We start from the raw sequence: 11,801 nt of genomic DNA on the forward strand, positions 1-11,801 counted from the left end.
CAGTCAAGGCGACCGTACCGTACGGTCGGAAAGAATTTCGATGATCGACGCCAAATCCAACCTGGACCGTAATGCCCGCCGCGAGGCCATTCTCGACGTCGCCGCCGAGGTTTTCCTGGAGGAAGGCTTCGACGCCGCCTCGATGTCGACCATCGCCGCCAAGGTCGGCGGCTCCAAGAGCACGCTCTACAACTACTTCAAGAGCAAGGAAGAGATCTTCCAGGCCCATATCGAGCGCTATTGCGGCTGGCAGGGCGCGGAGATGTTCCAGCTGCTGGACGACGAGGTCGACGACGTGCGCGCGGCGCTGACGCGCCTGGGCCGGCGCTACGTCACCAACGTCATGTCCGATCGCAACATGCGCCACTTCCGCCTGATCGCCACGGCGGCCGAGCGCTCACCGGATTTGGGGCGCACCTTCTATGAGGCCGGCCCGCTGCGCGGCGCGCGCCTCCTGGGCGGTTTCCTGGCGCGGATGAAACTGGAAGGCCGGATCGAGGTGGCCGACCCGATCGCCGCCGGGCACCAATTCATCGGCCTATGCCAGAACCGCATGCTGAAGGCGCGCCTGGTCAACTATATCGGCCAGCCCACGCCCGACGAGGTCGACGCCGAGGTCGAGGCGGCCGTCAGCACGTTCATGGCGGCCTTCGGCGTCCGCTAGGCCGGCGCGGCAAACCGGTAGCGGCCGGAGCCGACGACCATCTCCAGCCCGCCCGCGACGGCGCGGCTCGATCGCACGCCCTTCGCGCTCGCAACCGCCATGCCGCCCTCACGGGCTTGGCCCGGCGCGCTGGTCGGCAAACGCACCGTCGCTCGCGCGCCGGCCGGCACGTCGACCTCGAGCGACAGCATGCCACCTTCCTTGCGCCAGGCGCTGCGGACCGGTCCCAGGGCCGTCCGGAAGGTCGCCTCGGTCGCGGCCACCGTCCCGACAGGCTTCGGCGCCACGGTGATCACCCGGTCCGGCCTGGCGGCGAAGTCGACGGCGATCCCCGCCAACCCGCCGAACAGCCAGCCTTCGCCGTGACCCAGCATGAAGTGGTTCAGCGACTTGGTCGGGTCGGCGTCCCAGGCCTCGGTCAGGGCCGTCGCACCGCGCGCCAGCTGGTAGCCATAGCTGGGCCGGTCGGTAACCGACATCATGTCGAACACCACGTCGTCGCGACCGCTCTCGGCCAGGGCGCGCACCACGTAGTGGAAGCCGACATCCCCGGCCGTGACGCCGTTCTGGCTGGCCCGCACGGCGCGGACCAGCGCGTCCAGCACCCTGCCCTCCTGGCTCTTCGGGACCATGCCCAGCGCCAGTGGCATGGCGTTGGCGGTCTGGCTGCCGCGATCGTAGGAGCCCGCCGCGGCATCAAAGAACTTGGCGTTGAAGGCGGTCCGGATCGCCTCGGCGCGCTTGCGATAGTCGGTGACCTCAACCGAAGGCCGACCCAGCACCTCAGCGACCAGCGCCAGTGTGGTCAGCGCCTGATACGAGGTCGCCGTGCCGGTCAGCGCCCGGCTGGTCAGCTGCGAGGCGCCCAGCTTGCCGGGACCGACATCGTACCAGTCGCCCAGGCCGAAATCGACGATGTGACCCTCAGCGCGCTTGGCCAGATAGTCCACATAGCGCCGCATGGCCGGATAGCCATCGGCCAGCACCTTCGCATCACCATAGGCGCGGTAAGCCGCCCACGGCGCCAGCACCACCGCCGAGCCCCACTCTGGCGAATTGCGAGCCGGCTGGTCGCTGCCGTCGGGCTCGAGGAAGGCGGTGTATTCCGGCGCGATGCCCGGGACCATGCCGTTGGGCTGCTGGCTGTCGACGATGTCGCCGATCATCTTCTCGTACATGGTCGAGGCGTCGCGGTTGTAGATCACCGTCAGCGCGTTCAAGTGCGCCTGCTCCAGCCAGCCCAGCTTCTCGCGATGCGGGCAGTCGGTCAGGACGCTGTAGGCATTGGACACCACCGCCCGCTCGATCAGGTGATGAGTCCGCTCCAACAGCTTGTCGCTGCAGGTGAAAGTCCCGACCCGCGGAAGATCCGCGTACAGAAATTGGCCCGCCAGCGAGACGATCTCCGGCTTGCCGTCCGGATTGGCCCGCCCGACTGGGACCGCGCCCTCGACCTGCAGGTAGCGGAAGCCGTGATAGTTGAAGCGCGGCACGAACCGCTCCTCGCCCCGTCCGGCCAGGGTGTAGTTGTAGAGCACCCAGCGGTCGGGACCGGCGTTGAAGCTGCGCTGCCAGGCTAGGCCGTCCTCGTCCAGCACCTCGGCCGGCGTCAGCTTGACCGCCGCCCCAACCGGGCCACGCACGACCATCTCCGGCCGGCCTGCGAAGTTCTGGCCCAGGTCGTAGATGAAGACGCCCGGCTTGGGCTCGGTGATCGCCACGGTCTCGAAGCGCTGGTGAATGGCGATCGGCGGCACGCCCTGGGCCTTCAGGCGCAGCTTGCGATCGGGCGCCGGCAAAGCGGGCCGCCAGCCGTCGTCGCTAGCGCCGGGCAGTTCCCAGCCAACCCGTTCGCGACGGGCGTCGACATCCTCGCCAGCGAACATCGAGGCGAAGACGATCTCCCCCTCGGACACGCGCCAGCTCTCGTCGCTGACCACGTGCTCCACCGAGCCGTCGTCGTGATGCAGGCTCAGCTGCAACAGCAGCCGGGGCCGGCCATAGCTGTCGACGAACTTGGACTTGCGACCGGCGACCTTCTCGACGTCGTACATGCCACCGCCCAGCCGCACGCCCAGCATGTTGGCGCCCGGCCGCAGCAGCGCCTCGACCTCGTAGGTCGTGTAGAGGGCGGTCTTGTCATAGGCGGTCCAACCGGGGTTCAGCACGCTGGCCGTGACCGGCTTGCCGTTGATTGTCAGCTCGAAGTGCCCAAGGCCGCAGACCGAAACCACCGCCCGCGTCGGGGCGCGCTTGAGATCGAAGCCCTTACGAAGCAATGGCGGCGCGGTTTCGGTGGGGTCGGTGAGTTCCTTGCTCCAACCGCGTACGTGATTGCCACGCACCTTCTCGGGCTTGGCCGTGATCCAGCGGGCGCGCCAATCGGAAGGATCGAGGATGCCGGTGACAAACCGCGCCGGCGCGCTCCAGGCGCCATCGATCTCAACCGCCCAGACGTACGGCGTGTGCGAGGCCAGCGGCAGGTCCTTCGGCGGTGCGATGTCCAGCTTGCCGGACTTGCGCCGGCCGCTGTCCCAGACGTCGCCGACCCGTGCCGCCAGGCGCTCGGGCGAGCTGGCGACGATCACCCGCTGGGTCTTGGGAGCCACGTCGCGCACGCCCTCGCCCGCCTCCAGCAGCCAGCGGAAACGCGGCCGGCGCATGTCGACGCCCACGGGGTCGGTCAGCCACTCCACACGCAGGTCCCGCGCGGTCAGCCCAGGCTCGCGGGCGTCGGCTAGGGACGGCAGCAGGCCCATGCCGGCGGCGAGACCCACCACCGTGCGGCGACTGACCTTTGTACTCATACGCGCTTTCCTTCCCGCCCGAATGCGGTAGCGATACCAAAATCATTCGAGCGCAAACGCAAGCTCTCGAAAGTCCTTAAGCGTGTGAGGTCCCGATGGCCGTCATCTCCAAGCGTTCGCTCCTGACCGGTCTGGGTCTGGGGGGCCTCGCTAGCCTGGCCAGCGCACCGGCCAAGGCGGCGCCCAGCGCGATCCTGGTCTCGCAGCCCGTCTACACCAACGCCCCCTATCCGCAGTCGCACGCCTCGACCATCGTCGAGACCAAGACCGGGACCCTGGCGGCGGCCTGGTTCGGCGGCACGCACGAGCGCAATCCCGATGTCGGCATCTGGTTCGCGCGCCATGTCGACGGCAAGTGGCAGGAGGCCAAGGAGCTCGCCAACGGCGTCCAGCCTGACGGCAAGCCGCGCTTGCCGACCTGGAACCCGGTGCTGTTCCAGGCGCCGGCCGGCGACCTCTTCCTGTTCTACAAGGTGGGCCCCAGCCCACAGGACTGGTGGGGCATGGTCATGACCTCGGCCGACGACGGCAAGACCTGGGGCAAACCCCAGCGCCTGCCCGACGGCATCCTTGGCCCTATCAAGAACAAGCCCGTGGTGCTGAAGAGCGGCGCTTGGCTGTCGCCCGTGAGCGTCGAGCAGTCGGAAGGCGTCACCAAGGCCGACGGCGGCGGCTGGAGCCTCTATTTCGAACGCAGCGAGGATGGTGGGAAGACCTGGAGCAAGACCGACCTGGTCCCCTCGCCCCTGAAGGTCGACGCCATCCAGCCCAGCATCCTGTTCCACGCCGACGGGTCTCTGGAAGCCGTGGCTCGCACCCGCCAGGGCGCTCTCGCGCAGAGCTGGTCCAAGGATGATGGCAAGACCTGGAGCCCGCTGGCCGCCATCGATCTGCCAAACCCGAACTCCGGCACGGACGCGGTGACCCTGGCCGACGGTCGCCAACTGCTGGTCTATAACCACGCCGGCCACCGCCCGACCTCACCGGGCAAAGGCCCGCGGGTGCCGCTGAACGTGGCGATCTCGAACGATGGCGTCAGCTGGCGCGAGGTGCTGACGCTCGAGACCGAGGTCGTGCCCGACGGCTATGCCTATCCCGCCGTAATCCAGGCGCGGGACGGCAAGGTGCACGTCACCTACACCGTCAACCGGCGCGGCATCCGCCACGTGGTGATCGATCCCACGCGGCTCGCTTGATGATTGACGGAGGCGGACGCGCATGGCTCGTTCGCTCCCGTCCTTTGTAGGGAGTGATCCATGGCCACCTTGATCCTGAGCGTCATCGGCAGCGACCGTCCCGGCCTTACCCAGGCGCTGGCGGGCGCCGTGCTGTCGGCCGGCGGCAACTGGCTGGAGAGCCACCTCAGCCAGCTGGGCGGCCTTTATGTCGGCTCGGTCTTGGTCGAGCTGGACGCCGACAAGGTCGAGGCCCTGCGCCAGGCCGTCAGCGCCGTCGATGCCGAGGGCCTGGAAGTCCGTATCGCCCCGACGATCGAAAGCGCCGCCGCCGACGGCGACGTCATTCGCTTCAGCCTAGTCGGCGGCGACCGCCCGGGCATCGTCCACCAGGTGACCGGCGTGCTCAGTGGCATCAACGCCAATATCGAGGCCTTCGACACCCGCCTCAGCGTCGAGCCCCATTCCGGCGCGCCGCTGTTCCACATGGACGCCCGCCTGCGCCTGCCGCCCTCGCTGAAGGCCGAGGCGGTTCAAGCGGCGCTGGAGGAAATTTCCGGCGAGATCATGGTCGACGTCACGCTCAGCCCAGTGGACTGAGGATTGGCGACTAGGTCAGGGCGGAGTAGATCAGCGTCTTCATCTCTCGGCGGATGGGATAGATCCACGAGGGGCTCATCTGGGTCATGAACACCACGTGCAGCTTCTCGACCGGGTCGATAAAGAACGAGGTCGAGAACATTCCACCCCAATAGTACTCGCCGACCGAACCCGGGATCATTGCGCGCGTGGGATCCTGGGTGACGGCGAAGCCCAGGCCAAAGCCGGTGCCGGCATTCTGGGTCTCGCTGAACAGCGACCGCGACTGGGTGGCCAGGTCGCCCTTGCCCGGCAGGTGGTTCAGGGTCATCAGCTCCAGGGTCTTGCGGCCCAGGATGCGCACGCCGTCCAGCTCGCCGCCATTGGCGCACATCTGGCAGAAGCGGTGATAGTCCAGGGCGGTTGAGACCAGGCCACCGCCGCCCGACAGCAGCTTAGGCTGCTTGCGCCAGGCGCTTTCCTCGGCGCGATCCAGGATGCCGCGCGGCTTGTCCGGTCCTGCGTACAGCCAGCAATCGGTCAGGCGGTCGGCCTTGTCGCCGGGCACGACGAAGCCCGTGTCGTGCATCTTCAGCGGCTTGAAGATGTTCTCGGCGAAGAACTGGTCCAGCGGCATGCCCGACACGCGCTGCACCACCGCCCCCAGCACGTCGGTCGAGACCGAATAGTTCCAGGCCTCGCCCGGCGAGAACTCCAGCGGCAGTTTGCCCAGCGCGCCGACGAAGCCGTCCAGGTCGAGATTGTCGTGCCAGTCCTCGATCTTGCCCTTGCGATAGGCCGCGTCGACATTGGTACGGTTCTGGAAGCCATACGTAAGACCGGAGGTGTGGCGCAGCAGATCCAGCATGCGCATCGGCTCGGCGGTCGGCTTGGTCATGAATGGCGCGTCGCCGCCGCCGCCAGCATGGACGCCCACGCCTTTGAACTCCGGGAGGACGTGGCTGACGGGTGTATCGATCGCGACCTTGCCCTGCTCGACCAGCATCATGAAGGCGACGGAGGTGACCGGCTTGGTCATGCTGGCGATGCGGAAGAGCGAGCCTTCATCGATCGCCCGGTCCGAGCTCTCGCGCGCCTGCCCCTGGCTACTGAAGTGGACGATCTCGCCGTCGCGGCTGATCAGCAGCTGGGCATGCGGCAGCTTGCCCGAGTCGATGTAGCGCTCCCTCAGGAACGCATCGACGAAGTTCAGGCGGCCCGCATCGAAGCCATGCTTTTCTGGCGATTTGATCTTCACCGCGCTCTCCCCAATCTTGTTGTTTGATACAAGCGTATGGCCGCTTGGCCTCGGCGGCAAGATTTTCGTTGATCAATAATGGAATGATTGTTCAACAATCATCTAGCGATCTCGCATGGTCGCAATTGGGGGAAGAACGAGGATGATCGAGCTCTATCACTGTCATGACGCTCGTTCGTTCCGCGCGCTATGGGCGCTGGAAGAGATGGGCCTACCCTATCGCCTGCACCTGCTGCCCTTCCCGCCCCGCATCCTGCAGCCGGAGTATCTGGAGCAGAACCCGCTGGGCACTATCCCACTGATGATCGACGGCGACACGCGGATGACCGAGAGCGCCGCGATCCCGCAGTACCTGGCGACACGCCACGGCCCCTCGCCGCTGGCTGTCGGCGTCGACGAGCCAGACTACGGCCTGTGGCTGGACTGGCTGCACCGCAGCGAGGCGACCCTGACGTTCCCGCAGACGATCGTGCTGCGCTACACCCAGCTGGAGCCCGAGGAGCGCCGGCTGAAGCAGGCCGCCGACGACTACGCCCAGTGGTTCCTGTCGCGCCTGCGCCACCTGACCCGCGCCCTGGCCGACCGTGAATGGCTGTGCGCCGGACGCTTCACCATGGCCGACATCTGCGTCGGCTACGCCCTGCTGCTGGCCCACGACCTGAACCTCGCTCACAAGTTCAGCCCCGAGGTCGCGGCCTATTGGGAGCGTCTGGCCGCGCGTCCGGGCTTCGTCGCCGCCAAGGCGGCGCAGAAAGCCTAGGCCTTCAGCGCCGCGTCGATCGCCGTCCGGAAGGCCTTGGCCACCGGCAGGACCAGATCGCCCGACACGCACCGCATGTCGTCGCCTGCCGTGTGGAAGAAGCGGTGGCCGCCATAGAGGCCGATCGCCGAGGGGTAGCCGGCCTCGATCACGTTCACCAGCTCGCCGCCGGCATTGGCCTTGTTGGCCTCGTAGACCGCCTCCAGGCCGCTCAGCCCCTTGAAGGCGGCCTTGGTCGGGGCGATCAGGTCCGGCGTCGCGGTCAGCACCCGCTGGCTGTCAGCGCTGGGCAAAGGCCGCAGGGTGGCCAGTTCGTGCCAGTCCCGCGCCGCGGCGCTGGCGCCGATGTGGCACCACAGCTTGGTGTCGGCGGGCTTGGGCGCGTGGTGCTCCAGATACTGCTCGCCGCCCAGATAGATGTACTCGTGGCCGCTGGTGGCGACGAACTCCAGGTTCACGCCAGGTTTGGCCGCCGCCAGGGCATGGGCCAGGGACAGCCACACCGCCACGCCGGCCCCACGCTCGGCCGTGCAGGTGAACCAGCCCGAGCGCGGCGTCGTGACGATCAGGGTCTTGGCCGCGCCGCGATTGAGGCGAGCAACGAGGTTGTAGGCCTGCCGGAGGCCGACCTCGGCGTCGACGGTCAGGGTCGCCGTCGCCCCGGCCCTGGCGGCGGCGACGAACGGCGCTGTGTCCTTCGGGGCCAAGAGGACGACGGGCTTCTGGAAACCAGGTTCGGACGGGCTGACATTGAGGCCGATCACCTCGCCCGTCGGCCCGGTGGTCACGACCACGGCCGCCGCCGCGCCGCGATCGAAGACGTCTTTTAGAGCCGCGCCGATGGCCGGTTGGGCCATGCTGACCCAGCGACTGAACGGCAGCACGACCAGGGCGATGGCCCCTTCCAGACTGCCGCCCGCGCTGGCCGGCTTGATCGGCAGGGTCAGACCGTCCGCGCCCGTCGTCTTGACGATCGCCTGCGGGAAGACCGTCGCCGACTTGTCGCCGACGACCAGGGTCGCCTTGCGGACCTCGGCAAAAGGCACGTCGAAGGCTTGGCGTTCGCAGCGATAGCCGAGGGCGGTCAGGTCGCCCTCGAGCCATGCGCCGCTGGCGATGTCGCCCCTCCCGCCAGAGGCCTTCACCCCGAAGCCGGCGAACCGCTCGAGCACGGCCTGGAACCAGGCCGCGTCAAACGTCTCGGCGGGAGCAGCGCGCGCCTGAGACGCCGCCGCGAGCACGCCCGCCCCCACCAGAAGATCCCGCCGCGACGTCTTCATGCCGATCTCCCTTACCAGCGGTAGGTGATGTTGGCCCCGATAGTCCGGGGCGCGTTGTAGCGATTGGCCAGCGGAGCGCCGGCGTTCTGGAACTGTAGGAGGGCGATGGTCTTGTCGGCCAGGTTCTGGATGAACACCGCCGCCTGGATCTTGCCGATATCGACCCCGGCCCGCAGGCTGATCAGGTCGACCGGCCGCAGATAGATGGCCGGCGTCGCCACCGTCACCGTGTCCTGCACCCCGCCGTCCTGGGCGTTGTAGGTGACGTTGCCAAAGCCCGTGACCTTCTCGGTGATGCGACGGCGGTAGTCGACCGTGGCCGAGGCCGTCCATTTCGGGATCTGGGCGACCGACGAGCCGACCACGGGCAGACCCGAATAGTTGTTCGGCGTCTCCAAATAGCGGGCCCGCTGGCGGGCGCCGTTCAGGCTCAGGCTGAGCAGGCCGTCGGCGACATGGAAGCGACCATCGACCGCCGCCGAGACGCCGCGCGCGTGGACCGTGCCGCCATTGATGTTGAAGATCGTCCCGGCCCGCTGGCAGGCGTTCAGCACGGTGCAGCCGTCGGTGATCGACGTGATCGCGTTGTCGGTCGTCGAGCGATAGGTCGCCAGGCGCAGATAGATGTTCCGCGCCAGGTTGCCCTTGAAACCGACCTCGTAGCTGGTCGTGTCCTCGTTGTCGTAGGTCGAGCGGAACGGGTTCGGCGCGGCCGGCGACGAGGTGCGGGCGTTGACGCCGCCGGCGCGATAGCCGGTGCCGACCTTGGCGTAGACCAGCGACTGCATCGGGCCCGGGATCCGATAGCTGGCCGTCAGGGTGTAGTTCGTCCGCTCGGCCCCGAACACATAGGCCGCGCGCGGCGAGGCCGGGGTGCTGGTGTACAGCAGCACCGTCTCCTGGCTGGCCTTCTTCTTGTCGTGCGAATAACGCAGCTCGCCGGCGAAGGTGAAGTTGCCGGTGCGGTAGCGGACTAGGCCGTAGCCCGAGATCGACTCGTTGCGCAGCGGCGCGCGGGCCGAGGTGCCGAAGGCGGCCGGGAAGATCGCCGGACAGGCCGTCGAGGTCGGCGTCGGCAGGAAGCACTGCGGCTGGCTGGGCGTGCCGGCGCAGATGCCCGCGCCCAGGCGGAACGTACAGGGCGAGGTCGCCGAGTCCGTGCCGTTCAGGTCGTGCTGGATCAGGTAGTCGGCGCCCGCCAGCCAGTCGACGCTGCCGTTCAGCGCCTGCCCGGCCAGGTGGACGTCCTGGTAGAAGGTGCGGTCCTTGGCCACCGTCGAGGTCTGGCCAAAAGGATACAGGCCCAGCTGGCCGCTTCGCTGCAGCTCGGACTCCTTGGCGAAGTCGATCGCCGCCGCGTAGTCCTGGCGCGAGATCCAGTGGGTGGCCATGGTGGTCGAGGTCAGCTTGCCCCAGCCCAGGTCGTAGTCGGCCAGGATCATGGCCCGCTGGGCTTGCTGGTGGACGCCGTCCTTGCCATCGTGCGGGATCACGAAGCGATCCTGGGTCAGCCCCTGCGGGATCGCCGTATTGACGCCTGGCGGCAGCACATAGGTGTTGAGGAAGCTTGGCAGGTTCAGGTCCTGGGCGTCGACCAGGAAGGTGACGTCCAGCGGGCCTTTGCGGTAGCGGACCTGACCGCGGAAGATCCAGCCATCGGTGTGGTCGTAGTACTTGTCGCTGTTGGGATTGTAGAAGAACCCCTTGCCCTGGCTAATGCCCTGGACGCCGACCCGGACGGCGACCTCGTCGGTGACCTTCTCGTTGATCACGGCGGTCAGCTTGGTCTGCTGCAGATCGCCGGTGTAGTTGGCGCTGACATAGCCGCTGTCGTTGAACTTCGGCTTGGCCGAGACGATGTTGACCACGCCGTATTCGGAATTGCGCCCGTACAGCGCACCCTGCGGCCCTTCCAGCACCTCGACCCGCTCGAGGTCGAAATAGTCCATGTGGCGGAAGTTGCGGCCGCCCAGGGTGCTGGAGCCCACATAGGCGCCATTGACGAACAGGCCCACCCCTGAGTCCGCGCCCGTGGCGCGCTGGGTGCCCGAGCCCCGGATCGAGATTTCGCTGAGATTGTTGGACTGCAGGTCGTTGAACCGCACGCCCGGCATGGTGCGCAGCAGGTCGCCTGTGCTGGTGGTCGGCCCCATGGCCTCCAGTTGCTCGGCGGTCACGGCCGAGATCGTCGCCGGAACGTCCTTGAGGCTCTCTTCCTTGCGCTGGGCGGTGACGACGATCTCCTCGATCGCCTGGATGGTGTCCGGCGCCTTGCTCGACGAGTTCGCCGTTTGGGCCATCGCCGAAGATGCAACCGCGAGCGAAATTGACGCTGCGGACAAAAATAGCTGTCGCATACCCCCCTCCTTCTGACGCTTTTGCGCGCCGTTGATAAAAAGGATACATGGACGGTACGACGATGCCAGATAGATTGTTGAACAATATTCTCTGGATCGCTGATCCTAATTTCTATCAATGCCGTAGGGTTTAATCCAGTCCGACTTTCCGGATCCCATTCGAAGCGCCAGAATGACCGTCACCGTTTTTCCTGAGGCCCTCGTCTCCATGCCTGAAGCTCAAGACCCGCCCGGCGCTGTCGAACTGGCGGCCTCGCTGCGTCGCCAGATCCAGGACGACGTCATCTCCCCAGGGGAGTGGCTGCGCGAGGCTCGGATCTGCAACGAGTTCGGGGTTGGCCGCTCGATCGCCCGCAAGGCGCTGCGCATCCTGGCCGACGACGGTTTGGTGGTGATCGAGGAGAACCGCGGAGCCTATGTCGCGGCCACGACGGTGCAGGAGGTGTTCGACCTCTACGAGGTGCGCGCCGCGCTCTATGGCTGCGCCGCCCGCTTCGCCTGCATTCGCGCCACGCCCAAGCACATGGCCGAGACGCTGGAACTGGTCGACACCTTGCTTAAGGCATCAGAGAGCGGCGCTTCGGCCGAGGATCTGATCCATCAAAGCGAAGTGATCTTCAGCCGCTTGGCCAGCGTGTCCAGCGCCGACGCCCAACGGATGATCGAGTCCATCCGCCGCAAGACGCGCTGGCACTATTCCTATGTCAGCCTGGCCGAAAGCACCGGCGGCGCGCCGTTCAACCACTGGCGCGTGGTGCGCGCGGGCCTGGCCAAGCGCGACGGCGCCATGGCCGCCGAGGGCGCCCGCAACATCCTCTACCACATGCAGAACGAGGCTATGCGGCTGATGATCTCGCGCGGCCACGGCCTAATGCCGACCGACGACATCCGGCCCGCCCCCGCGCGCAAGGCCTGAAGGAC

General features: G+C 67.3%; 9 protein-coding genes. 5 read left to right on the forward strand and 4 right to left on the reverse strand.

Annotation, left to right across the window (positions count from 1 at the left end):
- Window positions 1-40: 40 nt before the first annotated feature.
- Complete coding sequence (locus tag J7528_RS08535) at window positions 41-664, forward strand: TetR/AcrR family transcriptional regulator (protein WP_291872873.1); 624 nt, start codon at window positions 41-43, stop codon at window positions 662-664.
- Here J7528_RS08535 and J7528_RS08540 read toward each other — a convergent pair.
- Window positions 661-3,471, reverse strand: coding sequence for an alpha-L-rhamnosidase (locus tag J7528_RS08540; protein WP_291872875.1), 2,811 nt, complete (start codon window positions 3,469-3,471; stop codon window positions 661-663). The genes J7528_RS08535 and J7528_RS08540 overlap by 4 nt on opposite strands.
- A gap of 95 nt (window positions 3,472-3,566) precedes the next feature.
- Here J7528_RS08540 and J7528_RS08545 point away from each other — a divergent pair, with 95 nt between their 5' ends.
- Both J7528_RS08545 and J7528_RS08550 read left to right on the forward strand, forming a co-directional pair.
- Entirely contained in the window at window positions 3,567-4,667 is a 1,101-nt protein-coding gene (locus J7528_RS08545; protein ID WP_291872877.1) for a sialidase family protein, read from the forward strand.
- A gap of 60 nt (window positions 4,668-4,727) precedes the next feature.
- Entirely contained in the window at window positions 4,728-5,246 is a 519-nt protein-coding gene (locus J7528_RS08550; RefSeq protein ID WP_291872879.1) for an ACT domain-containing protein, read from the forward strand.
- Window positions 5,247-5,256: 10 nt separating this feature from the next.
- On the opposite strand, the gene J7528_RS08555 is transcribed toward J7528_RS08550, so the two are convergent.
- Window positions 5,257-6,483 carry a serine hydrolase domain-containing protein gene (locus tag J7528_RS08555; RefSeq protein ID WP_291872881.1) on the reverse strand — a complete coding sequence of 409 codons (1,227 nt, stop codon included), beginning with the start codon at window positions 6,481-6,483 and terminating at the stop codon, window positions 5,257-5,259.
- 142 nt (window positions 6,484-6,625) lie between these two features.
- Here J7528_RS08555 and J7528_RS08560 point away from each other — a divergent pair, with 142 nt between their 5' ends.
- A complete protein-coding gene (locus J7528_RS08560; RefSeq protein ID WP_291872882.1) occupies window positions 6,626-7,243 on the forward strand; it encodes a glutathione S-transferase family protein in 618 nt (205 codons plus the stop codon).
- Here J7528_RS08560 and J7528_RS08565 read toward each other — a convergent pair.
- Complete coding sequence (locus tag J7528_RS08565; protein WP_291872884.1) at window positions 7,240-8,523, reverse strand: hypothetical protein; 1,284 nt, start codon at window positions 8,521-8,523, stop codon at window positions 7,240-7,242. The two genes, J7528_RS08560 and J7528_RS08565, sit on opposite strands and share 4 nt — an antisense overlap.
- 11 nt (window positions 8,524-8,534) lie before the next feature.
- Window positions 8,535-10,823: a TonB-dependent receptor gene (locus J7528_RS08570; protein ID WP_291872886.1), complete on the reverse strand. Its 2,289-nt coding sequence runs from the start codon at window positions 10,821-10,823 to the stop codon at window positions 8,535-8,537.
- Between the two features lie 229 nt (window positions 10,824-11,052).
- Between J7528_RS08570 and J7528_RS08575 the strand changes: the two genes are divergently transcribed.
- Window positions 11,053-11,796, forward strand: coding sequence for a GntR family transcriptional regulator (locus tag J7528_RS08575; RefSeq protein ID WP_291872887.1), 744 nt, complete (start codon window positions 11,053-11,055; stop codon window positions 11,794-11,796).
- The last annotated feature ends 5 nt before the right edge of the window (window positions 11,797-11,801 follow it).

Source organism: Caulobacter sp. (genome assembly GCF_017744445.1).
GTDB lineage: Bacteria > Pseudomonadota > Alphaproteobacteria > Caulobacterales > Caulobacteraceae > Caulobacter.